Origin of the sequence: Hymenobacter psoromatis, from assembly GCF_020012125.1 — a bacterium.
Taxonomy (GTDB): Bacteria; Bacteroidota; Bacteroidia; order Cytophagales; family Hymenobacteraceae; genus Hymenobacter; species Hymenobacter psoromatis.
This window is the reverse complement of sequence record NZ_JAIFAG010000004.1, coordinates 1-25,549: the sequence shown is the minus strand read 5'-3', so window position 1 is coordinate 25,549 and position 25,549 is coordinate 1. Positions and strand designations below refer to the sequence as shown.

Annotated in this window: 28 protein-coding genes and 1 pseudogene; 9 read left to right on the top strand and 20 right to left on the bottom strand. The window is 56.5% G+C overall.

Annotated features, from left to right (window positions below; translation table 11 throughout):
• Window positions 1–135: 135 nt before the first annotated feature.
• Window positions 136–1,143 (bottom strand): site-specific integrase, encoded by a 1,008-nt coding sequence (locus tag LC531_RS22280; RefSeq protein ID WP_223654480.1) that lies wholly within the window; start codon window positions 1,141–1,143, stop codon window positions 136–138.
• Between the two features lie 250 nt (window positions 1,144–1,393).
• Here LC531_RS22280 and LC531_RS22275 point away from each other — a divergent pair, with 250 nt between their 5' ends.
• Entirely contained in the window at window positions 1,394–2,287 is an 894-nt protein-coding gene (locus LC531_RS22275; protein ID WP_223654479.1) for a nucleotidyl transferase AbiEii/AbiGii toxin family protein, read from the top strand.
• On the opposite strand, the gene LC531_RS22270 is transcribed toward LC531_RS22275, so the two are convergent.
• Both LC531_RS22270 and LC531_RS22265 read right to left on the bottom strand, forming a co-directional pair.
• Window positions 2,284–3,000, bottom strand: coding sequence for a type IV toxin-antitoxin system AbiEi family antitoxin domain-containing protein (locus tag LC531_RS22270; protein WP_223654478.1), 717 nt, complete (start codon window positions 2,998–3,000; stop codon window positions 2,284–2,286). The genes LC531_RS22275 and LC531_RS22270 overlap by 4 nt on opposite strands.
• Before the next feature lie 380 nt (window positions 3,001–3,380).
• Window positions 3,381–3,590: a hypothetical protein gene (locus LC531_RS22265; protein WP_223654477.1), complete on the bottom strand. Its 210-nt coding sequence runs from the start codon at window positions 3,588–3,590 to the stop codon at window positions 3,381–3,383.
• A gap of 132 nt (window positions 3,591–3,722) precedes the next feature.
• On the opposite strand from LC531_RS22265, the gene LC531_RS22260 reads away from it, so the two are divergent.
• The 5 genes from LC531_RS22260 (at window position 3,723) to LC531_RS22240 (ending at window position 6,808) form a co-directional block, all read left to right on the top strand.
• Window positions 3,723–4,013, top strand: a complete 291-nt coding sequence (locus LC531_RS22260; protein ID WP_223654476.1) for a cyclic nucleotide-binding domain-containing protein — start codon at window positions 3,723–3,725, stop codon at window positions 4,011–4,013.
• Between the two features lie 67 nt (window positions 4,014–4,080).
• Window positions 4,081–4,389, top strand: a complete 309-nt coding sequence (locus LC531_RS22255; protein WP_223654475.1) for a transposase — start codon at window positions 4,081–4,083, stop codon at window positions 4,387–4,389.
• Window positions 4,386–5,285, top strand: a complete 900-nt coding sequence (locus LC531_RS22250) for an IS3 family transposase (protein ID WP_223654473.1) — start codon at window positions 4,386–4,388, stop codon at window positions 5,283–5,285. The genes LC531_RS22255 and LC531_RS22250 overlap by 4 nt, the downstream gene beginning before the upstream one ends.
• 271 nt (window positions 5,286–5,556) lie before the next feature.
• On the top strand, window positions 5,557–5,850 hold the full coding sequence (locus tag LC531_RS22245; RefSeq protein WP_223654471.1) for a Crp/Fnr family transcriptional regulator: 294 nt from the start codon (window positions 5,557–5,559) through the stop codon (window positions 5,848–5,850).
• 76 nt (window positions 5,851–5,926) lie between these two features.
• The gene (locus LC531_RS22240) at window positions 5,927–6,808 is read left to right on the top strand and encodes an alpha/beta fold hydrolase (protein WP_223654469.1); all 882 of its coding nucleotides are present in this window, start codon (window positions 5,927–5,929) and stop codon (window positions 6,806–6,808) included.
• A 345-nt stretch (window positions 6,809–7,153) separates the two neighbouring features.
• On the opposite strand, the gene LC531_RS22235 is transcribed toward LC531_RS22240, so the two are convergent.
• The 4 genes from LC531_RS22235 to LC531_RS22220 all read right to left on the bottom strand — a co-directional run bounded on the left by LC531_RS22235 (window position 7,154) and on the right by LC531_RS22220 (window position 11,553).
• Window positions 7,154–8,131 carry a DUF2931 family protein gene (locus LC531_RS22235; RefSeq protein WP_223654467.1) on the bottom strand — a complete coding sequence of 326 codons (978 nt, stop codon included), beginning with the start codon at window positions 8,129–8,131 and terminating at the stop codon, window positions 7,154–7,156.
• 106 nt (window positions 8,132–8,237) lie between these two features.
• Entirely contained in the window at window positions 8,238–10,094 is a 1,857-nt protein-coding gene (locus LC531_RS22230; RefSeq protein WP_223654464.1) for a DUF2235 domain-containing protein, read from the bottom strand.
• Window positions 10,091–10,528: a DUF4280 domain-containing protein gene (locus LC531_RS22225; RefSeq protein WP_223654462.1), complete on the bottom strand. Its 438-nt coding sequence runs from the start codon at window positions 10,526–10,528 to the stop codon at window positions 10,091–10,093. Before LC531_RS22225 ends, LC531_RS22230 begins: the two co-directional genes overlap by 4 nt.
• A complete protein-coding gene (locus tag LC531_RS22220; RefSeq protein WP_223654461.1) occupies window positions 10,525–11,553 on the bottom strand; it encodes a hypothetical protein in 1,029 nt (342 codons plus the stop codon). The genes LC531_RS22225 and LC531_RS22220 overlap by 4 nt, the downstream gene beginning before the upstream one ends.
• A 102-nt stretch (window positions 11,554–11,655) precedes the next feature.
• Here LC531_RS22220 and LC531_RS23075 point away from each other — a divergent pair.
• Window positions 11,656–11,985: pseudogene (locus LC531_RS23075) on the top strand (IS701 family transposase); the annotation flags it as partial.
• 237 nt (window positions 11,986–12,222) lie between these two features.
• Here LC531_RS23075 and LC531_RS22210 read toward each other — a convergent pair.
• The 13 genes from LC531_RS22210 to LC531_RS22150 all read right to left on the bottom strand — a co-directional run bounded on the left by LC531_RS22210 (window position 12,223) and on the right by LC531_RS22150 (window position 22,972).
• Window positions 12,223–12,498 carry a transposase family protein gene (locus tag LC531_RS22210; protein WP_223654536.1) on the bottom strand — a complete coding sequence of 92 codons (276 nt, stop codon included), beginning with the start codon at window positions 12,496–12,498 and terminating at the stop codon, window positions 12,223–12,225.
• A gap of 98 nt (window positions 12,499–12,596) precedes the next feature.
• Entirely contained in the window at window positions 12,597–12,998 is a 402-nt protein-coding gene (locus LC531_RS22205; RefSeq protein ID WP_223654458.1) for an IS5 family transposase, read from the bottom strand.
• Between the two features lie 66 nt (window positions 12,999–13,064).
• Window positions 13,065–13,526, bottom strand: coding sequence for a transposase (locus tag LC531_RS22200; protein ID WP_223654457.1), 462 nt, complete (start codon window positions 13,524–13,526; stop codon window positions 13,065–13,067).
• Window positions 13,527–13,696: 170 nt separating this feature from the next.
• Entirely contained in the window at window positions 13,697–14,182 is a 486-nt protein-coding gene (locus LC531_RS22195; RefSeq protein ID WP_223654456.1) for a hypothetical protein, read from the bottom strand.
• Window positions 14,183–14,467: 285 nt separating this feature from the next.
• The gene (locus LC531_RS22190; RefSeq protein WP_223654455.1) at window positions 14,468–14,968 is read right to left on the bottom strand and encodes a pentapeptide repeat-containing protein; all 501 of its coding nucleotides are present in this window, start codon (window positions 14,966–14,968) and stop codon (window positions 14,468–14,470) included.
• Between the two features lie 395 nt (window positions 14,969–15,363).
• Complete coding sequence (locus tag LC531_RS22185; RefSeq protein WP_223654454.1) at window positions 15,364–15,630, bottom strand: carboxypeptidase-like regulatory domain-containing protein; 267 nt, start codon at window positions 15,628–15,630, stop codon at window positions 15,364–15,366.
• 472 nt (window positions 15,631–16,102) lie between these two features.
• Complete coding sequence (locus tag LC531_RS22180; RefSeq protein ID WP_223654453.1) at window positions 16,103–17,026, bottom strand: carboxypeptidase regulatory-like domain-containing protein; 924 nt, start codon at window positions 17,024–17,026, stop codon at window positions 16,103–16,105.
• A 100-nt stretch (window positions 17,027–17,126) separates the two neighbouring features.
• Window positions 17,127–17,903, bottom strand: coding sequence for a bacteriorhodopsin (locus LC531_RS22175; protein WP_223654452.1), 777 nt, complete (start codon window positions 17,901–17,903; stop codon window positions 17,127–17,129).
• Between the two features lie 471 nt (window positions 17,904–18,374).
• Window positions 18,375–19,256 carry a BLUF domain-containing protein gene (locus LC531_RS22170; RefSeq protein ID WP_223654450.1) on the bottom strand — a complete coding sequence of 294 codons (882 nt, stop codon included), beginning with the start codon at window positions 19,254–19,256 and terminating at the stop codon, window positions 18,375–18,377.
• A 199-nt stretch (window positions 19,257–19,455) separates the two neighbouring features.
• Window positions 19,456–20,415, bottom strand: coding sequence for a Brp/Blh family beta-carotene 15,15'-dioxygenase (locus LC531_RS22165; protein WP_223654448.1), 960 nt, complete (start codon window positions 20,413–20,415; stop codon window positions 19,456–19,458).
• Window positions 20,416–20,563: 148 nt separating this feature from the next.
• Window positions 20,564–20,974, bottom strand: a complete 411-nt coding sequence (locus LC531_RS22160) for a response regulator (RefSeq protein WP_223654446.1) — start codon at window positions 20,972–20,974, stop codon at window positions 20,564–20,566.
• A complete protein-coding gene (locus LC531_RS22155) occupies window positions 20,961–22,475 on the bottom strand; it encodes a PAS domain-containing sensor histidine kinase (protein WP_223654444.1) in 1,515 nt (504 codons plus the stop codon). Before LC531_RS22155 ends, LC531_RS22160 begins: the two co-directional genes overlap by 14 nt.
• A 56-nt stretch (window positions 22,476–22,531) precedes the next feature.
• Complete coding sequence (locus LC531_RS22150) at window positions 22,532–22,972, bottom strand: response regulator (RefSeq protein WP_223654442.1); 441 nt, start codon at window positions 22,970–22,972, stop codon at window positions 22,532–22,534.
• 1,092 nt (window positions 22,973–24,064) lie between these two features.
• Between LC531_RS22150 and LC531_RS22145 the strand changes: the two genes are divergently transcribed.
• Both LC531_RS22145 and LC531_RS22140 read left to right on the top strand, forming a co-directional pair.
• On the top strand, window positions 24,065–25,036 hold the full coding sequence (locus LC531_RS22145; RefSeq protein WP_223654440.1) for an ArdC family protein: 972 nt from the start codon (window positions 24,065–24,067) through the stop codon (window positions 25,034–25,036).
• Between the two features lie 92 nt (window positions 25,037–25,128).
• Window positions 25,129–25,549 (top strand): ParB/RepB/Spo0J family partition protein (locus tag LC531_RS22140; protein WP_223654439.1); only part of this gene is annotated, 421 nt, incomplete at its 3' end.

Sequence of the window (25,549 nt, the reverse complement as noted above, 5' to 3'; positions counted from 1 at the left end):
AACTTCACTAGCATGACTTTGAAAGAGGCCACAACGAATCATCAACTCGTAGTGCTCTTTACGCTCGACTTGGTCTATCAACTCAGTATTTTGATTTTCAACGCGTCCCATACCTTATATGATAGATGCGTTAAGTTATAAACCTAGCGAGTGGGCCGCATTATACGCAATGATATCATCAAGCCGGGAGTAGCGGCTAATCATGGCGTCGGTTTTCTGCTTCGTCTGGTTTTTGATGAATTCGTTGGACTGGCCGTTGAGCTTGGCCGTGGTAATAAAGGAAGCCCGCAATGAGTGGGCCGAATACTTCGCCCCTAAGTGCTCTTTCACGAGCAGGTTCACGCGCCGGTCCGACAGCCGCCGCCGCGAGGGCGTGCCAGCTTCGCCGGTCTTGCCCCGCGCCAGTGACACGAATACCGGCCCTTCAGTGCGCCCGCCCAGCAATTCTACCCACGCCTTATAGGCGCGGATGGGGCAGAAAAGGGGATTAGAAGCGTAAAAAACCGCTTTTTGCTCCAATTCTCCGGCTTGGTTAGTCTTGCTTTTGGGCAGGCTCAGAATGAGGGCAGCATCAGTTAGCTCGATATGCTCCAGATTCAGACCAACTAACTCGGAGCGACGGAAGGCCCCGGTGAAGCCTATTAATAGGAGTGCGCGCGCGCGTACACCCTCGGGCCTATTCAAGTCAAGCTCGGCAATGCATTTTTTTAGATGGGCCACCGAAAAAGCCGGGGCCTGCTTCTGCTTTTTGCCCACCACGCGCGCCACGCCCTTGCGTAGCACATCCAGCGCCGGCGCACTGATGGCCGAGGGTAACCCGAGCAGCTGGTGGTTTTTCTCGATGGCGGCCAGGTGCCGGTTGATGGTGGCCAGCTTGCGCGGGATGTCGGCCAAGTGGGCGACGTAGCTGGCGAGCGTGGCCACCGCGGCCGGCCAGGGCGTGAACTCATGTTCGGCACAAAAAGCCTCGTAGCTCCGCAAGTCGGCCGAGTACGCCAGGCGGGTGTTCTCCGCGCCTTCGAGGCCAAGGGTCAGGTAGCGTCCGACGTTCGGCGCGACCTGGCCGGCCAGGTCGTTGGCTAGAGCTAACGCTGGCAAGTCGCCGGTCACAGCCGGCAGGTTCTTTTTTCCCATTGGAGCCATCTACTTTGGGGCAATTGCAGAATTTGCGGGTGGCAAGTGTCCATCAAAGGTAGATAAAACTTAGGTCCGATAAGTAAGAGTTATGGTACCTAAGTTTTGTTTTAAAGCGAGCGACTGGCTAGTGTCCGATTGGTAGCTATCGGTTCTTGGCAAGCCAGCTGAACTCGGTTTCCCGACGGCCGAGTTTACGGACCCGCATGCTCGGCCCTGCCATTTCGGGGCTAACCCCTGCAATGCGTACTTTTAAGGCATGGAATTATCGCTCCTCGATAAAATTAAGCGTTTAGTCATCATCGCCCTGGTGGCCGACGATGAACTCATGGAAACGCTCGTGCTCAAAGGCGGCAATGCTATCAGCATTGCCTACGAGGTGGGTAACCGGGGCTCGGCCGACCTCGATTTTTCCATGGCCGACGATTTTGAGGACCTGGAGGCAACGTTCGCCACTATTGAAAGGTCTCTGGTGACGGTGTTTGCCGAGGAGGGCCTGCACGCTTTCGACGTACGTTGGCAGCAGCGGCCCAGCAAGCTCGCCGAGCACCTCAAGTCATTCTGGGGCGGCTACCTGCTGGAGTTCAAGCTGACCCCGGCCGCACAGGTTCGCCACCATGCCGGCGACTTGGCTGCCCTGCGGCGCAACTCGCTCACGTTTGACGAGCAGCAGAACCGCAAGTTCACGGTCGACATTAGCCCATTCGAATACTGTGAGCTGAAGGTAGAGAAAACCCTCAACGGGTACACGTACTACGTATACCCGCCCCAGCTCGTCGTCTTTGAGAAGCTCCGAGCCATCTGCCAGCAGATGCCCCCTTACAGTGAGATTGTGGGCGGGCATAAATCATCAGGGCGGGCGCGGGATTTCTACGACATCTATACGCTCACCCACGAATTTACCATCGACTCAACCAGTGACGCCGCCCTTGAGGTACTGCGGCAGGTGTTCGGAGCCAAGCGCGTCCCGGAGGTCTACCTGGCTACCATCGCCGATTATCGGGAGTTGCACCGCGCCGACTATAAGTCAGTGGAAGCAAACGTGACGGCCGTCACCCAGCTACTAGGCTTTGACGCGTACTTCGACTACGTCGTTACGCACTTCAGCCACCTCCTGAAGCCGTCGACGGACGGCCCGGCAGCTACTGCTTAAAAATGCGCCGGATAATATATCTGCCACTGGGCATCGTAAGCCGGATTGACTAGTTCGTGCGCCAGGTAGAAGTCCAGGGTTGCGGGCTGAAACTTGCGCACAAGCTGCAGCTGCGAGGCTTTGTAGGTCCCTGCCCGCTCCAGGTAGAGTCCCACCGCTTGGTGATACGGGTACCGGTAGTTGAGCTTGGTAAGTAGCCCGAGTAGGCGGTTAATGGAAACGCGGCCCGCGGCCAGTCGATAGGCCTCCTGTACTTGGTAGATGCCCCCGGCATATTCGGGCCGCACCGTCACGTCCAGTAGCGTCCGCTCCAGCCCGGTTAGGGCTACCCGGCCCGCCGCGAAGTGGTCCTGCGTTACCACGCCGAGTTGCCCCGTGAATTTGCCATGCAACTGCACAAAAGCATAGTCCCCGTGGTACGCGCTGGGGGACGTAAGCTTCGCGGGACGGGCGTAAGCCTCCGTCAACTCGGCCTGGGTTAGGATAGGTAGCGAAACCGGCTGCCGGGCACTCTGCTCCTGATTAACAAAAATCTGCTTGGGAATCTGTTCGGTTAGTCCGTGTAGATAAAGCGCGGTATAGTGCGAGAGGTAGGCGCGAGGTACCAGGTGACTGCCCAACTCGAAGGCGGTCACTTCGCCCCAAGTGTAATAGGTTCTGGGCTGACTACCGGCCTGGATTGTTACCGTCCGCAATTGCGTGGAATCCAGCATCAGGTCGAGAAAATCCCGCACTCGAGTGCCCGCAGCTAAGCGCCAGCCCTCTCGTTGCTGGGCGAGCAGTTGCTCTAACTCCCGTTCTCGGTATACTCGCTGTTCCCGCTGGCTGAAAAAGGCGATGATATCCTTCTTCGCAATTTGAAAGCGCGTCTTATTGGCCATTTTGAAAACCGTTCGCTGTGCCTAAGATACTAGTACCTTAGGCACTCAGGCAAAGTTACAGGCTATTTCTGAATAAGTCAAGCCTGAACGCAATAAAGAAGAGTTTTTATCACAACAAGTCCACATTTGTTTCGTACCTTAGCAGGTACTAGTACCTGCTAAGGTGAGAGTTGAACAGATTATATGCTCTGTAAGCCTTGGTTTAGTGTCTTTTAACAAAACCCTACCGCAGCCCCAGTGCTGCTGTAGTAATGGTAATCAGGTTTGCGCCGGTGCAGCAAATCCTTTAGCGGCGAGATGGCGGGCAGGCGTTTAATATGCCGCAAGGCGTCGAGCAGTTGGCACATCTTCGCCTCCTCACGGCCCAGCGGCGGCGTGCAGCGCAGCCCGAAACTCAACGGGACGGTCGGCAGAAAAGTCACGGGAGAGCATTAGGATAACAACTGGTATACTGAAATAGGAACCGTAGTTTTGTCTAGTTAGCCAACCGCTTGGTGTGCTTACTCGTCCTCGGCCACCGCTGCTCTGCTCCCGTGCCGGCTCCTTCCCATCGCATGCCTATTGACTACTTTGCCTTCTTCAATGCGGTTAGCCCGGTCTCGCGCGAGGTGATGGCGAAATTAGTGCGAGCCGGGCGTGAGAAAGTGGTTGCTCGGGGGGAGTTGATTACGCGGGAAGGCCAGGTACAGCGCGACTTGCTCCTGGTGGAAGCGGGGGTCCAAATGTCTTACTTGGATTACGAGGGCACCCCGCACGTGATCGCCTTTACCTATCCGCCCTCGCTGAGTGGCATTCCCGAATCCTTTTGTCTGCAAGCGCCTTCCCGCTATCAGGCCTTCTTATAGTAGAAAGGGGTTAAACTGAGGTGGTCGGGTAAATCTGGACAGAATAGGGTCTTAACTTTCGAATGTCATGAAAGACAGCCCTCCACCTGCCAAACGCCGGCGCTATGATGCCGCCTTCCGGGCCGAAGCATTACGCCTGGCTAGTGAAAGCCGCTCGACCCAGGCCGCGGCGCGCGCCCTCAACATCGACCCCAAACGAATTTATAAGTGGCAGAAAGAAGCGCTTACCCCCGTGGCGGCCGCCCGAGGCGCAGAACTTGACCCCGCCACGGCCGCCGAGTTGCGCCAACTACGCGCGGCTAATCGGCGGCAGGCCCAGGAGCTAGATATTTTAAAAAAAGCCATTGCCATCTTCTCACAGACACCGGACCAATGAGTCGTTACCGCTTTATCGAGGCGCAGCGGGACCACTACCCCGTGCGCCTGCTCTGCGAGTTGGTGCAGGTACCTGCCAGCGGCTACTATGCTTGGCAACAGCTTCAACAGCAAGCAGTAGCTAAGCCAGAGCCAGCTTGGGAAACCGCACTAGTCAAGGTATTTGGGGTCCATAAACGCTGCTATGGTACGCGTCGGCTCCGCGCCGAACTGCGCCGCCAGGGCTACCGCGTCGGTCGGCAGCGGCTCCGCACAGCCATGCGCCGCCGAGGTCTGCACGCGCTGCAACCCAAGGCTTTTACCCCGCGCACCACCGACTCGACCCACGGGCTGCGCTGCGCGCCGAACCGGCTGCTCGACCAGCCCAAGCCTACCCAGGCTAACCGGGTCTGGGTCAGCGATATTACCCATCTACCGCTGGCTAACGGCGACTGGGCCTACCTGTGCGCTTTTCAAGACATGGCCAGCAAGCAGGTAGTCGGCTGGCAGGTAATGGCCACCATGCCTGAAGAGTTGGTGACTAGCGCCTTACAACGGGCTTTCTGGGCGCAGCCGCCCACGCCGGACCTCGTAGTCCACTCCGACCGGGGCGGGCAGTACTGTGGCAACGCCTACCGACAGCTGCTCCACAACCACGAGGCGCTGCGCTCGCAGAGCCGCCGGGGCGACTGCTACGATAATGCCCAGGCCGAAAGCCTCTGGTCGCGCCTCAAAACCGAAGTGCTCGAAGTCCGCGAGCGACCCGTTTTTGCCGACTTGGCCGACGCCCAAGCCAGCGTTGCCGAGTATTTTGACTACTACAATCACGAACGCCTACACTCCAGCATCGACTACCAGATGCCGTATCACACTCACCAACAGCTTCTTCAATTTAGTGCCCTAAACTGTCCAGCGTAACTGGACCACCTCAAACTTACGTTAAGAACATATCAGATATAACATGTACTTGGTTTTTAAGAAGATGTCAATTTTGCACAGTCCAAAAAGTCAGGTTCAATAACTCAACTGGCTGTCCCTTTTTGGACTGTTTTTCTGAACCCTTTTTGCCGGACTAATTGGTTAAATAGGTTGCAAAACCTACAGGGTCAATAAGTTACGGCTTTCTGGTCCTGGCTCGAAATAGCTTACAGTAATTTTACCCTCTCGCTGCTATAAGAAGGCCTATCACTTGCAGGCGCTCACCGACAGCCGCTTCCTCGCCGTTCCCTACGCTGAGGTAATGGCCTTGCTGGACGAGCACCAAGCCCTGGAGCGGGCCTTTCGCAAAATGACGGAACACCTGTTGGCCGGCACCATCACCCGCCATTTGGAGCTCCGTACCCTACCCATTGCCGAACGGCTGCGGGTCTTCGCTCAGCGCAGCCCGCACTTACTCCAACTCGTGCCCCACAAATACCTGGCGAGCTACCTGCACATCAGCCCCACCAATTTCAGCAAGCTTTACAACGCCGGGGCATGGTAAAGGTTGGTATAGACCAACTTTGGGCAAAGCATTCCCCTTCACTTTTGCGGCAGCATTCCCCTAACCCCGCTGCCTGATGCCCGCTGCTGACTTCCCCTGGCTGGATACCCAAGCGTATCCCTTCGCCCCGCATTATCTGTTGCTATTGGACGGGTCCCATCTGCACTACGTCGACGAGAGGCAAGGCCCGGTGCTGCTGTTTGTGCACGGCACCCCCTCATGTTCGTTTGACTTTCGGCGGCAAATCCAAGGACTCTCTAGGGCCTTTCGCTGCGTGGCCGTGGACCACGTGGGCTTTGGGCTCTCCGACAAGCCCGAACACTACGACTACCGGCCGCAACAGCACGCCCGCAACCTCGAACACCTGATTGCGCACCTAGACTTGCGGGCGCTGACGCTTATTGTGCATGATTTCGGCGGGCCGATTGGGCTGGCCTACGCCGTGCAGCACGCCGATAACGTACGCCGCTTAGTTATTCTCAACTCCTGGCTGTGGGATACATCGGCAGAACCGGCCTTTGCCAAGCTGCGCCCGGTGCTGGCCAGCCCACTCTTGCCGTGGCTGTACCGGTGGCTGAACTTCTCGCCCCGCTTTTTACTGCCGGCCTCGTTTGGAGCCCGTCCGCTGTCCCCCGCCGTGCGGCGGCAGTACATCGCGCCGTTCAGACGAGCAAAAGAGCGGAACGGGATGGTGGGCTTCGCGCAGGCCCTGCTCCACGAGCAACCCTGGTTCGGCGCGCTTGGGCAGCAGCTCCCCCAGTTGCGGGACCGCCCGGTGTTGCTGCTGTGGGGGATGCGTGACAAGTTCTGTGGGCCTACGTATTTGCGGCGATTTGCCCAAGCTTTTCGCCACGCGACGGTCGTCGAATTGCCTACTTGCGGCCATGTTCCGCAGGAGGAGGAAGCCGCTGCGGTCTTGCACCACCTGTGGCAGTTCTTAGCCGAAAGGGAGGTGTAACAGTTGTATCAAGCTTTCAATCAGGGCTATTACTAGACTGGTGTCATAAGTAAAGGTTATCATAACTTATCCTGAACCTGTACAGATTGGTAGTGATTGGCCTAGTTTAGTGGGAGGAGGTCAACCCATACTTCTATCTACTTTCGACCGGTCCAGTAAATGGGAGGACCTCAGAAGGAGGTCAGACCTCACCAAGCGTGGGCTGGCGGCGAGTGGTTGGCGGTTGGTCGAGGGCCGGGACAAATGTAAGGCCGCCAGTTTGGTCGCTGCCCCGCCCCCGAGGGGCGGGGCAGCGAGGCTGCCGCCGGGCGCGCGGCGAGTTGGTGAGCGGGTAGTCCTTGCCACTTAATCCCCATCCAGAATCTCAACCCGGCTCTTAGTCAGCGGGATGCGCCGGCCTCCGTGGTGCAGCACCAGCGCAGCTTTCTTCAGGTACTTATCCGTTTCGACCTCCAGGGTTGGCGGGCTGGTGGGGCTGGTCTGCTGCAGGGCCCGAAAAGCAGCCATCATTTCGGCCTCGTCGAAGGGGTCCACCCGCAGCAAGTAGAGGTGCTGGGCCTCATCCGTCACGTGCAGCACCCAGCGGAGCGGCATAGGCTTAGCCTCGGGACCGAGTAGAACCTGGCAGTAGAGGACCAAATCGCGGGTGAGCGGGTAGGCCGTGCTTTCGCCGCTGAGATAAGTGATGGTATAATTCCTAAGGGTAAGCGGCTGATTGAAAGTTAGCTGCCACGGATACCGCACCAGGTAGTCATCCCAGGGCCGGGCACTGAGGGTACCTGCCGCCAGCTGCTGCCGCACGGCGGGTAACAGCTCGGCCCGCGTCTCCTGGAGCATCAGCAGCCGGTCGGCCTCGCCGTAGAGCTGGCGGAAGTCCACCATCGCCTGCCCGGCCTGATATCGCCCCACCAGCACCTGCTGGCCCACGCCCGCCAGCCACAGCACCACAGCCCCCTTGGGTAGCACGCACACGACCAACTCGTCGTAGGTGGCGTGCCCGTTTTCGTCGGTGTCCCAGTAGCCCGCTTGCAGCCACGCTTGCAGCTGCGCATGAGGTAGCCAGAACTGACCCTCGTAAAACCGGTCCTCCGCGTAAGAGAAATAAAGCAGGTCCAGGGTCTCCGGTGCAGGCTGCAACTCGTCGCTCAGCGCCCAGTGAATCGCCGAATCCCCCCAGTCGCCGGTCAGATAGTGGCCTGAGGGCACTGGAAACGCTTTGTTCCCCGGACCGCGAAATACCCCCGCGTGAATTTCCATCGGGTAGCCCGCGGCGGCGCAGGGCGCCGCCGAAAGTTTAAATTCGGGGGAGGAGAGCGGCTGCATATAAGTTAAATAATTAATTTACATTTAGAAAAATGCATGGATATCGGTGCGAGCTGAACTATGAGCATCAGCGTGTGAAACCAAGATTTTACCCTGCGTCAACTGCTTATTCTTCCAAAGGCTGTCCGTAGCTATTCACAGGCCGCCCGAGTGCATCATGGCCTGGTCGAGGATATCTTGGTTCATAAGGAATAGGTGGGGGGGAAGGGGTGGTAGTTTTAGGAGAGGGTGGGACGACTGGCGGCACGAGGTAGTCCTGTTGTTTGTAGTGGGCGGGCAGATAATGACCTGGTGCATCATCCCGAATAATCTGTCTCGTCGGCACCCCATTGACTTCTCGGGCTCCGAGAACAAGTCCTTGAAGCTTATTGGGAAAGCTGCCCTTCCCCGCCATGACAGACGAAAGGTGCAAGTATTGATGACGTACCCGTACCCCCTGAAATATTCCTCCTACTAAATTAAAAACGTTCGGCCCAGAGGTATGCAAGCGGCCCATTACATAGGCGTGCATCTTATGATAAAGAGGCTTAAGCTTGAGCGGCACCTGCCAGCGAAGATTGCGTTGACGAAGACGCGCAAATTCAACGCCGTGCTTGCTTGCTAGGTCTAGCATCAAGCCGAGCGTTACGAACTGATAATCAGGGACGAGCTGTCGCGTACCCATATATCTCAACACTTCCGTTTTATGCGTGAGCATCGACCCAAGGTCTTTTTGAATAATGCCAGTGTATATTGAAAATGGATTTCTAAAATGCCACTGGTCTTCTTTCAGGGTAGTCAGTTCTTGCGACTTAAACCATCCTTCATTGATAAGACGGTTCCGTTCAGTCATTGTGTAGGCCGTGTATACTTCCGTCATACGAGGGTTATAGCCGCCCCCCACGTCGCCGTGAGAGCCTGGCACTACGCACTCAAAACCTTTGCCGGCATTGACCGAGCTATCAATTGTAGTACGGGGGAAGAGCTTGCGGTACTCGTCCCCGGCAGCCAGTTGCACTACGTAAGTGGCGTCTCCCCCAATAGCTAGGTGTAATAGCTCTACATTATTGCCAAATGGGTGGTCACCTGCCATTTGCACCGGAGCAGCTTGAGCAGCCAGCTCGGTCGTTAGCTTCACTGCTTCCTCCGTCGTGCCGTGGGCAGTGTATGGTTCGAGAGTAGATTTAATTTTGGGAGCAACGGGCTTTATTTTTTCATCTAAAAGAGGTCCGAGTCCTACTGTATCAACGACAACTCGCGTGGCTTTTGAAGTGCTAATCACTGCCTCATAAGCTAAAGTAGCCCCTTTGCGGCCCGTGTTCTCTCCCCCGTAGGAGGAAACGGTATCGTAGAGGCCTACAAAATTAATGGTAATCGCCGTTGGCCTCACTTGTAGGCTGGAAATCAGGTCATTATAGGGACCGAAGAAGTTAAAATGCTGCCCTGTGCGCCGGGCAACGAAGTGCCTGGCTGCCGCCGCCCCGCGACTAAACCCAAAAACGTCTACGCGGAGCTTACCCAACTGAGCTCCTTTGGCTTTCAGCTTTTTGTTAATGGCTTTTGTTACTTCACCGATGGCGCGGGTAACGGCATTGGGCACGCCCGTGGGACCTACCCCAAAGGCATTACCCAGTTGGTCCGGGTAAGCCCCGGATGGCGCGCCGGCCCCGCCGATGTATATGGACACGTGATTGGGAGCCACCACGGACATATACTCCAGGATGGCAATGTTAGAGTAGCCGCGTCCATAGCTGTCGGTGAAGGGCATCGTGTGGCCATTAACGATAACTGACTGAGCATTATATTCTTTATGCTGCGCATGAATGCGATAGGTAACGTTGGTACGGTTATTTCCGGTGCCATCAAAGTAGACCGCCGCTGTCATATCCATTAGCGGTTTATTAATAGGTTTTGACTTTTGGCCCACCACTACCAAGCCAACGCCCGGCTGCGGCGGCGAGTGAGATTTCAAGGGAGTATTCATGAGTCATTCCTAAAGTAAGATGCTGCTTCGCTCAGCATTGGGCACAAGCTCATAATACTGTTGCGCAAGGCCTCCACCTGCGCGGGCAGGGGGGAGGCCGGTACCTTGATTTGCAAGGTTGAAAGGATACTTACCGTGCCGCCCACCGCGCACTTAATGGTGCTTTTTTCGAGCAGCGGGCGGTAGCCACCGGGCGTCACGCTGACCCGCTCGAAGTAGTCTTCCCACAGCAGCAGGGCGGACACGCAAGGCGTATTGTTCTTCAGGGCGCAGGTGCCAAACGGGACAAATAGCTTGTCCTGGTTGGTGGCCATGAGTTTGCCCTGCAAGTATACCGTCTGGTTGCTGAGCACTTGCAGCGGACTGGGCAGCGTGCCCTTATCGCAGTGGCACATGGCCCCGTTGCACACGTACTGCTGTCCGGTCTGGCTCATGTGCGCGTGATGGTTAAGTCGTATTCTTTGGCGTAGCCAGCGGGGTTACAGCAATTTACTCGGGCTTCGATGGCCAGGGGCCACCCGGTAACGGCATCTACGTCATAGGTAGCCGCGTAGGCGAAGGCCAGCGCGGCAGGGTCCGGGAGCGGCCGAGTCGCCGGGTCCTGCGCCGGCAATAGGCCCGCAGCCACTTCCCAGGCTACCACGGCCCGGTCCGTTTGCGCCTCGTCCAACTCGCCGCGGAAACTAAGCGAGGTGCGTCCGGGCGCGGTGGGCAGCGCTAACGTCATGCGCTCGTGAAAATACAGGCTGGTGCCGGCGAAAAAACGCGGAAACTCCGCGGCCTGCCCGTAGCGAAAGTTACTCTCGAAGCGCTGGTAATAAATATTCTTAAAGAAAAAATAATACGCGTAGTCGTAACGTAACGAGGCCAGGACCTGCTCTGGGTGCCGCAGTTGCTCCTCGATGGCAGTTAACAGCGCAGCCGTAATGGTATCCGGTTCGCCTCCGCCGGCGCGGGCTCTGAGTTGCTGCTTTATTCCCGCCCAGCTTTGCAAAAGTTCCTCGTAATTCACCAGTTCCAGGATTTGGCCGGTCCGGGTTATCCTCAGCACCAACCGCTGGTAAAGTGCCGCCAGTAACAGCACGATTTCTTCCAGCGGCGTCGGGTCTGGCTTGCGCAGGGTGGGTGCCGCCGTGGTCAACGTAAGCAGCAGGTACTGGCCTTGAAACGAGCTGGTTAGGGTTAGCGCCTTTTTGATAATGGTACGCCGTATTTCCCTGTGCACGCGCTCTTCCCAGCGCGCGGTGAGCACGTAGTAAACAGGTTCGGGCTGCGCCAGTAGTGGCAGCACCACCGACCGGAAGTCGCCCGAGTTGGGTTGCGGTTCCACCGTTTTGCGGTTGTAGTCGGCCTCGGTAGGGTCGGCCGCCGGCGGATACGCCGGGGCCGCTACCGCCGGCTTGGGGAAGGGGGGCGGGGTGGCGGACAGGTCAGACGGGTCGGAGGCTGCTAGCGTCACGGAAGGAATTTATTTGCTTAATAATTGAGCCAAGCCGCGATGCCGCCGCTTGAGTTATTAGTTTAGGACTTACGCACGGGACGTACTTTGGACCAAAAAAGGCTGCTTACGCTAACTCAACGCACGCATATTTATTTTCTACTCAACACACCGCACAACTATACAGGGACGCATTTAGCGACCCAGTTGCCGGAGGTGAGCCATAACTAAGTGAACTGCTTTCTGCGCGATAGTACGTTCTCATCCAGTTAGTTGCGCATGTTAGTGGAGCCTCTGCTGGCGAATTCGCCCGAAGCCTTTTTGCTCGTGGACGACAGTGTGCAAGACAAGCGCTATAGTCGATTTATTGAAGTGACGCAGCGCCAGTATTCCGGTAACGTCTACGGCGTAGTCACGGGCATCGACTTGGCCAATCTGGTGCATAGCAGCGGGTAAAGCGGAGATTTTCTGCCCCTGGACTTTCGCGTTTATGCGCGGGTGCAGGATTGTATGCTCCCCTAAATAGTGAGCCAGTTGGCAGTAGAGAAAAGCGCATTTTCAACGACAGCCTCATAAAAAAAGGACGATTCAGCGAAGCGCAAATTGTTGCGATTTTGGAACAACAACACAGCGGGCAAACCGTGGCCCAAATCGTGCGCGAGCATAGCCTAAGCTAGGGAGTGTTTACAATCAGAGCCAAGTCAAAGCGGCAATCAAGCAGCAGGTGGCAAAGTAGTTGGCGGCCCGTTTATCAAATCGGGTTGCCACCGCCCGAAAACGTTTTAAGCCGTTGATGGCCCGTTCAAGATGGTTTCGCTCTTTATAAACTTCGGCATCGTGTTCGACAGGTACCGTCCGGTTTTTCTTGCCTGGAATCACAGCCAGAGCCCCTGCTTGCTGGATTTGGGTGCGCACGTAGTCCGCCTCATAGGCCCGGTCGGCCACTACTGCCTGCCCCGCCCGCAGGTGACTGCGCAGCAGGCCGGGGGCCTACGGGCAATCTCCAGCCTGGCCCCCGCCCCCGGTCAGGGCCAGGGCACAAATTCGGCCCAGCGCGTCGCAACTCAGGTGGAGTTTGGTGGTGAACCCACCGCGGCTGCGACCGAGCGCCTGCCCGACGGGGCTGTCTTTTTTTCCGCGCTACCGGCCACTTGGTGGGCTCGCACGGCGGTGGAATCGACCATGAGCCGGTGCAGCCCCGTCGCATTTTGCACTTGGGCCAGCACCTTCGGCCACACGCCGGCCTTGCGCCAGCGCCGAAACCGGGCGTACACCGTGTGCCAGGGGCCAAACCGTTCCGCCGGCAAATCGCGCCACGACACCCCGCAGCGGGCCCGCCAGAGCACGGCTTCCACAAACAAGCGCGTGTCTTTAGCCGTCGTACCCGGCGAACTTTCCTGGCCTGGCAGCAGCGGCGAAAGCCGTACCCACTGCGCAGCAGTTAACACACTGCGGTCTTTATTCATGCTTAAAGGTCGGCCCTAACTGTAAACACCCCCTAGGACTTCGGCGGGCTGTTTTTCGCACAGGCTCTATAGCGAAGCGTTTGCCTTGACGAAGGCGGAGTCGACGGCTTGGGTGTGGCCCGTGACTAGGCCAGCAGCCACGCACTGGGTAAAGACATGGTCGAACAGGTGCTCAAAAACGGTAGTTGGAAAGAGTTGGCAGGTGCGGCTGATAGTGGAGTGCCAGGGCAAGTCCTCATCCACCTCATAGCCTAAAAAGGATAGGATATTGAGCCGCAAGCTGCAGGGCTCGACCAGGTGCCGGTCGCTGACCAGATTTTCCAGCCGACTGACAAGCATCAACTTGAAGAACACGACGGGGTCGAGCGAAGGCTGGCCCGTGTGGCTGTAAAGGCTCTGGGTCTGCTCGTAGAGAAAGTCCCAGTCGAGCAGCTCGGCTAGCCGGCGGTAGAGATTCTGCTTCGGTACGTGCTCCAACAAGCGAAAGCGCAGCACGACTTTACCGGTGAACGGCTTGTGGCCTTGCATAGACCTAAGATACAACTGGCCGGCCACCTGCTTCTGCAACAGCCACTGCGCCTTGCTGGTCCCGAGTTCGCTCTACTTGCAAGTACGGTCAGCTACGTAGGTGGGCGCGGCTCAGGGGCCGGTGCCCGGTGGCCCGTTTAACTGTTGGACCAATCTTCTACCCAAGGCCATTAGTCGTAGCCCAGAAAAAATAGCACGCCCACGGTTTCGGCCCCGAGCCAGGTCAGCGCCGTTTGGTCGGTGTAGGAGGCGGTGGGCAACTTCGGGTCCGTTACCTCGTAAAAAAAAGCGTCGGCCGGCACTAGTTCAGCGAACAGTTCGCCAAACTGCCGCGCCAAATCGGGGCGGGCGTCGAAAACGGCTGTTTCGCAGCACTGCCCGTAGCGCAGGTACCAGTTCAAGTGGTAGAGTGCCGTGGCGCGGTCCAGCAGCCGGCCGCGGGCCCCGTCCCGAAATGGGTTGCGCATGGACAAGTTAACGGCGTTGATAAAACCTTGAAAAACAAGCTCTTCTCGCAATACCTCACCCGGTTCCAGCTTATAGTCCAGGGCCCGCAAGTTGGCCACGGCGTAGGGGGCCGTGTCGCTAGTAGCGTAGTTGTCGGTGGCCCAAAGCGCGGTCAAGGTCTGGTAGCGGGGAGCGGTGGTGAAACGCATAAGCATAAAAAATTGGCGGAGCCACTAGCTGCATCCGGGCAGGAAGATGGCTGGCAGCCCGCCCAAGCAGGTTTATTTAGTTAGAACTTACGCACAGTAGCTCGCTCGCAGCGGTAAGACGCAGTGGTGCGTAGCGCTCGTAGGGGTTCTTGCAGTATCAGTATCCAATGGGGCGGAAAATTACTACAAGCCCCAAGTCGTTGTTCATCAACGCGCTTTGCAAGTGTGGCCTTGTAGAGCAGGGGGCCGGGGGTAGGCGCACTGGGGGCGGCCCCGGCCCCCTGATTACATTATTTGGACATACCCTGGACCAAAGATGGCCCCCGCTACATTGCAGCCTGAGACTATGCCGCCGGAAAAATCAGCGTTCCGAAACGTCGCTCCCCGCAGGTCACAATTGAAAAAATCAGTCCGTATCAGGTTGGCATCATCGAAGTTTGCGCTGCTCAGGTCTGCGTCGTTGATAGTTGACTTCGCCAGAATTGCCCGCTGAAAATCAGCGCCGGGTGCTACCATCTCAGATAAATCAGCGCCGAATAGGTCGGCCCCGACGAAGCGGCAGCGCTGAAACACCGTTTTATGAGCATGGATTCCACACAGGTTCAGGCCGCTGAAGTCGAAGTCGCTGATGAAATAGAGCGATAAATCATCCAACACGGGCAGGTCGGGGCCACTTGGGCCATATTTCGCCACCATTTTGCGCCTTTCCTCCGCAATCATGCGCTGAAGGGTCTCGTTGTCAAGAGGCTCTAAAACCTGCCTCGGCACATTATTTATAAAACCCATGGCATTGTATTAAAATAGGACTTACGCACGGGGCGTACTTTAGAGGGTGTTGTTGAATGAACAGGGGAAAACTTCCGACTCCCCAGCCAATCAGCTTCAACGCTGGTGACAAGGCACAAATACGCCGTAAGAGGGGTGTTGTTAAACAAATAGGGTAAAACCTCCGACTCAGGAGCACATCTGCCTATTTCCCAGGCTTAACACCTTGCCAAGTAATAAAATACCGATTGCAACGGCGTGAGCGATAGCATAAACGTTCGTTTTCGCCATGCTCTTTCGATGCTCTTAAGGGACGTGTGACACTATCGCCTCTCGCTACTCTTACGACGCATTTGTGCCTTATCGGTAGCATTTAAGCTATCTAACTGCCGAGTCGGAGGTTTTCCCCTATTTGTTTAACAACACCCAAGGATAATACGGAGCGGCTCTCTGCTGGGAGCTGGTAGTTCCACGTGACTGCTGCCTTCGTCGAAGTACTCGACCCGTAGTGAGAGGGCCGTACCGGCGGGTACGGGCAGCGCGAAAGCGCCCTTGGCATCGGTTACCACTAGCTGGCGGGGAGCCCCGGCCAGATACACGCTGGCCCCGGCGTAAGGCTGGCCATCGGACCGCAGCACGATGCCGCGCAGCTGCACTAGCTGCGGGGTCGCTCCTTCGGTCACCGCAGCAGCAGGGACCTTCGACTTCGGGGTTGGGCCCTGCTGAGCGCCCGGCGCAGTCGCGGCGCAGCAAGCGGTTTGCGGGACAACAGGTGCCTGTTTGGTAGCCGGGCCTGTGGTGCGGGGGTCGCTGAGGGTCGTAGCCGCGCCGGCCGGACTAGCCAGCCGCAAGAGACAGGCTACCAGCGTAGCGGCAAGAGGGTAGGCAAGATAATATTTTTCCATCCTGGCGCGTCTACCAGCAGTTAATCATCGGCTACCGGGCCGTTTACCACGTGCTGGACCTTGACCTAGCGAAGAGTTTTCTGTAAAGTCAGTCCCGTGCTGAAAGTGGTTCGGTGGTCGTTTTCAAGTTCATAAGCTACGCGCGACATCTTACTGGCAGCTTAAGTTGCCGCGTTGAGGGACGTAACGAGCTAATGGGCAGCTAGTAGCAAATGGGGTTGCCCCTAGCCGGGTAAATGGCCCGCCAACTTTAGCGCGGGTGCGCGCCCCGCATTTTTCGGCGCTCCCGCTGGCCCAGGGGCTGCAGGGTCACATCCACCGCCGTTTCCTGGCCCGTCTGCATAGTTTCGTCCTGATAGCCCGCGTAGCCGACTTCCAAGACTGCCCCAAGGGGCACGCTTACCTCATAAACCCCCGTAACCGTAGTTACCGCCACCTGGGTAGTGCCCTTTACCAGCACGGTAGCACCGGCCAGGGGCTTGCCCAGGGGGTCGTAGATGAAGCCCCGCACCACGCGGAGCACCGGACTGGCCTTGTCGCTACCCGCCAGCGCCGCGCCGCGCTGGCGCAGCGAATCAGAGGTATCGGCAGGCGGGGGAATCAGTACGGAAATGGGGGTAATGGGCTGGGACGCTAGCTCCCGAATGGCCGCGCGTGGGGCACGGCGGCTGGCCCGCGGCACGCGCGCGGGCCGGGCCAGCGCAGCGGGCACTGGCTTTTCGGGAGCTAGGGTGGCCGCTAGCTCGGCCGGGGTGTACACCACCGGCCGGCCCAGACCCTGGGCCGCCGAGTTTATCGTGCGCTGAAAGGCCGCTACGACCGGCACCGGCACCAGGGGCTGGTTACGCACCCACTGCACCACACTAAAGCCCCCTAGCAGCAGCAATAGCCCCAACGCCAGCCGCAGCACGGGTCGCCGCAGCGGCCCCCAAGCTGAAACGCTGGGCTGTCGCCGCAACTGCCGCCGTACCCACTGCGGGGGGCTGGGCACCTGGGCGAGCTGGGCTAATTCGTGGTAGCGGGCCAGGGTCACGCCCCGCTCCACCGAGTCGGCTGCGAGCACCTGCTCGATAGCCCGTGCCTCGGCGGGGTCCAGCGCGTTGCGCAGGTAAGCATCGCGGGTAGTGGGCAGCAGTTCCCGCGTGCCCGGCTTAAAAATTTGATTGGCAGGCATAAGAGTCAGGCGGCCGTACATAACGGCCGGTCGGGTTGGATTGATTAGTTAGTAACTAAGAGGCTGGGGGCGGAACCGCGCGGCGGCGGGCCGCCCAGTACTACTCCACTACGAGTTCCCGCTGGCGGGCCCGCCGGGCGGTGGCCTTACGAGCGGCCGATTTGCGGGCCATCACGTACACGACCAGCCCAAAGCCTACCTTGTTAATGACGTCCCCGAAGTTGTAGACCAGGTTACGGTCGAGGTGCAGGGTAGCAAACACATTGAACGGCAGGGTCATGTAGCCCATTGGGTAGATGGCCCAGCCCAAGAGCACGAAGTACGAGAGGTAGGTGAAAGCCCGTACCACGTCGCGGTCGGTCGAGCGGTCCACGGCCTTGGCCAGCGGCCCAAACCACACTTCGTAGAGCACTACTAGGTAGCCCAGCGTCGAAATCAAGCCCCAGATAATGGTTTTGTTCAGCTCGGTATTTTCGCCGAAGAAGCCGCACCCTATCATCCACAGTCCCCCGAACACCAGCCGCCAGAGCGAGCCGGTGGGCGCGCCGGCCGGGCGCACCAGCAGGTAAAACTGCGTGCACATCAGCGGCACCGTAAACAGCCAGTCAGTGTAGCGAAAGCGAGTGGGCGAGACACCCTGCCCCACGTACATGGCCTGCATGTAGAAGTAACTAACCGAGGCAATCAGGCAGATGAGGCCGGCCACCGTCAGGTTGACGCGCCAGCGCTTGGGGACGTTATGACGCTCGAACAAGAAGAAAATGGCGGCCCCCAGCAGGGCGAAGGTGCTGTAAAAAAAGGAGTAGCCCACGACTTCGTTTTCCGGGATATGGGAGGAGGGCGTGAACAAACTGGCGGTGAGTAAGGGTAAGCTCATAAGAAAACAATTAAAAGTACTATTTGATGATTAGTTGGTGAGGCGGTGGAGGGTTGTGAATCCGCTACGTATAACTTAGCTAATTATGAACTGTTTGACGGCTTTTATTTATTTTTTATTAATCAGTATTTATCGCAAGCTGGTCTTCGCATTTCAAGCTTAATACAATTTCGTTCTCGTCTTTGGCGCAATGTGGGCTAGTCAAGTCACCAGCGGCTCGCCTCCAACCTCCACTTTAACATTGCCGCCATGATGGGTCACATTGAGCAGCTCTTCTAAACAGGACAAAGCCCGTGCCATTAGCACTTAACGTCTTACTGTTCAAGGTATAGCCTTAATCAGCTCGCCTAGAAAGCCAACCTATTGCACCCTTCTTCTAGTCGTTCCTACCTCTTCTAGAGCAGCCCAAGTCAAGTAGCCGAGAAAGAGTAAGTTGTGAAGCATAGTCTACTGCACGTGCGCTCAGCAAGCTTACACGACTGTTCCAGCTAAGCTGCTATCGGTAAAAAAGTTAGCTAGTAACCTCGGTAACTCCGCCTCTAGCAGGTCAGCACTGTCCCCGAAATAATTCTGGTCGTCGGGGTTGCGATACCCGGTCAGCTGCCTAAAATCAACCGGATTACTAGTGTGGAACCCCATCGACCATTGGGCAAATAACCGGTGAGTTGCCAAGCCATCGGCCAGCTTTATAATGTTGGTGTGGCGCGGATCCTGTGCGATGCGCGCGAAAACCGCGCGCACGTTGGCTTCGCTTCCCTCTAATAATTGCACGATATTGCCGTGACTATAGAGCAGCACCCCCGTTAAGCCGTGGGACGCATTGAAGGCGCGGGATTGAGCGAGCAATTTCGCCAGTTGCACATCGCCAAATGGCATTGTGGCGTGGCTCTGGTAAACCAGATAATGGAGTCCCCCTGGCCGTACAGGTTCCCCATCATCTGGCCCACTGGCATCCCGGTGCAAGCGTAGTATCCGGGACATCACATTCAGTACTAACGGCTTCGTAAAATAGCCCGCCACCGCCTGGTGGCGGGCAGCTCTTAGCCGGTCCTCCGAATTAATGGAGGACGTTAGCAGCAGTACGCATATGGGGTGCGTGAGGGGTAGGGACTCGAAAGCATCTAGGAATTCCCAGCCGTCCATCAGCGGCATGTTCAGGTCGAGCAAAATGAGGTCTGGCAGATTGGCCCCCTCCTGCAGCACCGCCGTGAGCTGTTTTAGCGCCCGCTGGCCATTCGCATAGAGCTGCACCTGGGCTTCGAGCAAGCTTTTTTCTACAAGCACTTTCGTAATGGTAGCCGTGAGGTGGTTATCCTCAATCACGTAAACTAGCTTCAAATCAGATTTGGGCATACTGGGGATGGCTAGGCACTGATTCAGCGGAGGTGGGGCCAGCAAGCGCTAAACTTTTACTTAAGTGAAGGACAAAATAATTACGTAGTTTAGAAGATAATCCACTACTAAGTAGTATCTTACATGATTACACAATACAGAAAACGGCTGCGTAATAAAGATACAAGTAAATTATATATTTATTTAATTTACCTCCGTTTTACGCCGCCATTCCCGGCTTATCTTTCCCGGCGCGCCAGTTAGCGGAATCTAAAGCGATACTCACTAGCAGTGCGTGCGGCAGGGTCAGGATAGCGGCCGTAATTACCACGATTCCCAATAAGGTATCGAGCGCGGCCAGCTTGGCTGGCACAAGCAGATACAAGCCGATGGGCACAGCCAAGCTTACCACCAACAAGGGCAGGGCCCGCCGAATAAAAAAAACTACCTCCTGCCCCAACGTTGCCCACGCCCTGCGATGCCCCCCTAGGGCAACGTGACCGAACACCCGGTTGAGACGCAGCATGTGCTGTAAGCTGTGCCAGAAGACAAAATACACTCCCAATGCCAGCAGCGGCGGCACGGTCAGCAACAGGACGGTTAGGAGCACTACTTCCCTGCAATCGGTATACGCACGCTTAAATTCCCGGTGCTTGATGTAGTAGGCCCACAGGACCAGGTGCCCAACGCCTACCAGCGGCCAGAGCCCCTGCGCCACGCTGGTAAACCCAGCCGCCCCTAGTGGCACCGCCCCAGCAAACGTCAGCAGACCATTCACGCTGTGCTGAATCTCGGCGGGCCACCACCAGGCCGGGACCGCAAATAAGAGTGCCCCGCGCAACAAGCTGTGCGCCAACCAGAGCAGCAGTTGGCCGGGCTGGGCCGGCGCATCGGCCGAGCCCCAGTGCCAAATAGTTAGCATAAAGAACAAGCCTACCGCTACCCCCGGCCAGTACCACCAGCCCAGCCCTGCTACCGCCGCCAAACTTAAGTAGCCCAGCACAAACCTACCCAAATAGGCTCGCTGGCTACGGCGCACTTGCCCCGTGGCCGGCAGCACGAGCTGGTCGCAAGCGCCGTGCGCTAAGCCCAACACTACCAGGCCCACCACTACTATTGGCCCCAATACGGCGGGCGTAACTCCCGGAAAAGCCAGTCCTACCCCGCTAGCGCTTGCCACGGCTAGATAAGAAAAATAGGGCGGTAACGAGTTCGTGGCCGACAAAGCAGGCATTGCAATAATGGAAAGAATAGCGCACATCAGCCCAGATACCTTCCCTAAGAAAGTAGAAAAAGGACGAGCTTTACACATGGACGGCTTCCTGCTGCTAATCGCTCGCTTCCCAAAGCAAAGACTTCATACGCTGCACGTTTACCTTGCCCAAGGGCTTGGAAAAATAGCCTTTCACCTCTTTGTAATGCGTGGATTTTTCTATGTCCGTGGGCTGAATGGACGATGTGAGGATGAACACGCGCACCCCTTCCTGCGCCAGGGGTAGGGTACCGAAAGCATCTAAAAACTCCCAGCCATCCATTTGCGGCATATTCAGGTCGAGCAGAATCAAATCTGGGATGCTACCCCCCGTGCGCACCACTTCCTGCAGCTGGTTGAAGGCCAGCTGCCCGTTGCCAAACGTCTGGACCGCGCGGTAACGCAGGTCCTTTTTAACGATAAACTCCGTGATAACGGCCGTAATACGGTCATCCTCCACTACGTAGGCCAGCTTAGGGGTTTTCATGGAATTGGATAGTAAAGGTGGAGCCCACGCCGACTTCGCTGTCTACCGCGATAGTGCCTTGCATGGCTTCCACCTGGTTTTTAGTAATAAACAGGCCTACCCCGCGCGCGTCTTCGTTGTCATGAAACGTTTTGTACATGCCAAAGAGCTTCGAGCGGTACCTGACCACATCAATCCCAAGCCCATTATCCTGTACCGTCAGCCCTACCCCCCCTGGCGTAGCCTGCGCGTGCAGCCGAATAAAGGCGGGCCGGTCCAGGGCCCGGTATTTGACCGCGTTGCTAATCAGGTTGAGCAGAATGCTGTCCAGGTACGCCGGCACTACGGTCACGGTCAGGGCCGGGGGCACCGCCACTTCCACCGTAATGTGGTGCTGGCGAATGAGCACGCTCAGCGCCTCCAGCGCTTTGTCAATCTCCGTTTTGAGCGTGCGCAACGCTTTGGGCTTGCTGACGTTGTTGTTGATGGTGACGATATCGTTGAGGTTAACGATAGTATCGGCCAGTTGCTCGGTGCTGGTAGTCAGCATCTGCAAAAACATGGTTTTCTGCTCTTTGCCCTTGGCTTCCGACAAAAGCTGCACGAGCGACGTCAGGTTGGCCGAATGCGAGCGAATGTTGTGCGAAATAATGTAGGCAAAGTTTTGCAGCCGCAGGTTCTGCTGGCTGGTCACGTCGAGCAGGTGCTGCGCCCGCTGGAGGTTTTCCAGCAGCAAGGTCACGTCGTAGCCAACGCACAGGATTTCCTTTAGCTCGCCCCCTTCGCCCAGAATACCTTTAAACTCCCAGTGATTGGACTTGATGGAGCCGTCGCGGTAGGGCTTGCGCAGAATCACCTGGTGCGGTACCTCCGGGGCCTGAAAGCACTGCATCACTACTTCCAGGCACTTCGGCCGGTCTTCCTCCACAATGCTGAGGAGCGACGAAGTGCCAATAATGTTGTTATCCCAGCCGAAGCGCGCGTAGAAAAAGTCATTCGCGTAGGTGTAGTTCCCCTGCGGGTCCGTCTTTAAGATGTAAACCGACTGGTTACTCAGAATAGAGCTGTAGTGGGTCGCTACCTCCTGAGCATAGGCTTCTTTGTGTTTTTCCTTCGTCACGTCGAACAGCGCCCCTACCAGCCAGGAGGCACTACCCCCATCACCGCGCAGCACTACCCCCCGGCAACGTAGCCACGCGGGCGAGCCCTCGCGGTACGTACCCTGCAGCACCAGGTCGAAATCCTGGGAGGGGTCCTGGGCGCATACTTCTGCCCTTTGCCAAGCGGTGGCTAAGTCGGTGGGGTCGATACAAGCGCGCCAGGCAGCGGGGTTAGTAGGCACTTGGTCTGGAGAATAGCCTAATGTCTGCCAGAAGGCAGCATTCACCCAACTTTCGGTGGGTAGCAACAAATTCCAGTATAAAAGACCATCCGTCAACGAGTTTTGCAGAAAGTCAACCACCACCGGATTATAGGTGATTGACGCGGCTAGCTCAGGATGCTGTTTAAGTAGCGTTGACACGAATAAAGTATCAGTAAAATGGTTGAGATAGCACTACTTGGCCTTTGGAGGAGCCCCTAGACTATTTGACTGGTGTATAACCTTTTTGCCCGGGTACTGGCCCCCGCCAGTTGGACAAACTGCTGCATCCACGCCACACTATTGCCATCCAGCGGTTTGGAGAAAAAGCCTTTCACCATGCCATAATGCTTGGCTTTTTCGCGGTCGTCGGGATGAATAGAAGAGGTGAGTACAAACACGCACACCTGCTTAGTCAGGGGAAGCTTCATGAACGCATCCAGAAATTCCCAGCCGTCCATGACGGGCATATTTAAGTCCAATAATATTAAATCAGGAATCTTATCGACTGCTTTTACATCTGCCAGCAGTTGGTTGAAGGCGACTTGGCCATTGACAAAGTGCTGTACTTCCCCTCGCCGCAGGTTTTTCCGCAGTACCAATTCGGTGACGACGGCCGTGATATGGTCATTTTCGATTAGGTAAGCTAAGTGCGACATCTTTTAAGGTATAAAGACCTGAAGCGTTCAATAACGTAACGCGTTAGGTGCTAGTTATCATCAAAGTTGACGGTCACTAGGGCTATTGTAAAATCCGCTTTTCTGGCAGCGGCCCGCTAGTAAATGAGTAATTAAAGAGAGCAGAGGTTATTGCCAAAGTACTATAACCATGCCATTAAAACTGTTTTATTGCCAATAAAGATGGTCATAAATTATATTTTAGGTCAATCACTCGCTGAATGAATACTTTTGCTTGCCGAATGGTGGAAGACAAATGCAGAATGCATTTTAGCAAAAATTATATTCATTATAAATAATATACTTATCATTTTGCTGACTTAGCCGACACGCAGGCCAGCGTCGCTGACTATTTTGACTACTGTAATCAGGAAAGCATCAAAAAGTGTGGGGCAGTTGGATAAGTGGCTAGCGACAACGGTTTCTCCTATAGCGGCCAAAAGATTGGTGACCGCGACTGCCCCACACTTTTTGATGCTCTCCTGTTTCGCAGCTGATAAAGGAGTTCTTGTTCCAAAAGGGCGGTTTTACACGCTAAGTAGTTAACCAATTGATTTATTGATTATTGCCAGAGGGGATGCCAGTTTTATCAAAAAGAAAATCCTTTCGGATAGGCTTGCCCTACCCCTCTCAATCTCTTGGAATCGCCCTTTTTAAGTAGGTTTTTGAGCTACCCTTTTTGATAAAGGGCTTAGCGTGTAAAACCGCCCTTTTGGAACAAAAACCCCTATGACTACCAGAAGCTTCATTTTATCGGGTCAAGAAGTGGGTTCTAAAAATTCTTGGCTTGAGAATTTATGATATTGTCTTTCTGAAAAAGATATTGAATGATACTAGCAAGGTCATTGCAATTGCTATTTGGGCAACACGTAAACAATCGTCATTAAAGCTGAGCAGATGAAATAACTTAAGGGAAGAAAAAGTCCGTTTGCTACGATTTAAGGCAGTTTTGCGAGAAAATAAAGATAGAAAAACAGCGAAAATATTCGCTCACTTTGTTGCTAATTTAGCAACAAAGCGGTATCTTTATAGTAAGGAAAGGGTAACGAAGCCCTTCCTAAAAATCCTCACAAAATGGATAGTGTTCGCAACACTCCTACCCCAGGTGCCGGCGCTGCAAAAGCCGACGCCTACCAGGTAATCACCGACCGCATCTTGGAAAAGATGGCGGCCGGCCAAATTCCGTGGCAGAAGCCTTGGCACTCGCTGGGCTCTCCCCGCAACTACGCCACGCAGCACGTCTACACGGGCATCAACGCCTTTCTGTTGCACTTCCTCAGCGAGGGCGTGCCGTTGTTCGTGACGTTCCAGCAGGCTAAAAAGCTGGGCGGCAACATTCGCAAGGGGGCCAAGGGCTTTCCCATCATTTTCTACAACGTCACCGAGAAAATGAAGGAGGGCGCGCAGTCGGACGAGGATACCGAGCGCCGGGCCTTCGTGCGCTACTCGACCGTTTTCAACGTGGCCGACGTGGAAGGTGTGAACCTGCTACTGCCCGAGGAAGTGACGGGTAAGCACCAGCCGCTCGAAGTGGCGGAGGCCATTGTATCAAGCTGGGCCGACCGCCCCCGCCTCACCAGCCTCGACCAGCGCGCTTACTACGTGCCCGGCCAGGACTACGTGAATATGCCCGCTTTTGGCAGCTTCATCAACGCGGAACACTACTATAAAACGCTGTTCCACGAGTTCACCCACGCCACCGGCCACGCCAAGCGTCTCAACCGCCCTGACCTCGCCGGCAACATGGCCACGAAGGGAGCCGCCGGGTACGCCCGCGAGGAGCTGACCGCTGAGATGGGCGCGGCCTTCCTGTGCGGTGCGGCCGGTATCAGCCCCGAAGCCACCGACGAGAACACGGCCGCTTATCTGCAATTCTGGCTTGGTTGCCTCCGCAACGACAAGAAGCTCTTGATACAGGCAGCCAGCCACGCGCAGAAAGCCGCTAATTTGATTTTAGGCTACGAGCCACCCCAGCCGGAGATACCGGCGCTGCCCAGCAGCCCGGCCGCTATAGCCCAGCCGAAGCAGATGGCGCTGGCCGCCTAAGTCGCCCCCACGGTACCGGGTAGAAACTCCTATCCGGTACCAAAAGGAGCAGATTGGTAACTCATTAAACCGTTAAAATCTTGTCTATTATCATGGGAGCCCTAAAATTAGAGACGCTGGTAGCTGCTGCCGAGCCCAACGAAGCCCCCGCGCTTCAACCCGTTGCCGCCGTGGCCCTGATGGGCGTTGAGCTGCGCCACTTTCCGCTTGATGCGTTGTACATCGGTGGCAATTACCGCACGGCCATGAATGCGCCGGGCTTAGAAGAATTGACCGAGAGCATCCGGCATTCGGGCCTGATTCAGCCCATTACGGTGCGCCCACTGGCGGAACCCGTCGAGGGCAAGCAATTTGCCCTGGTGGCAGGGGCGCGGCGTTACGCGGCCCACGAGCGGGCCGGGTTGCCCACCATCTTGTGCAACGTGCGCGAAATGAGTGAGCGGCAGGCCGAAGAAGCCCGTCTGATTGAAAACGTGCAGCGCGAAAATCCGCACCCCGCCGACGAGGCCGTGG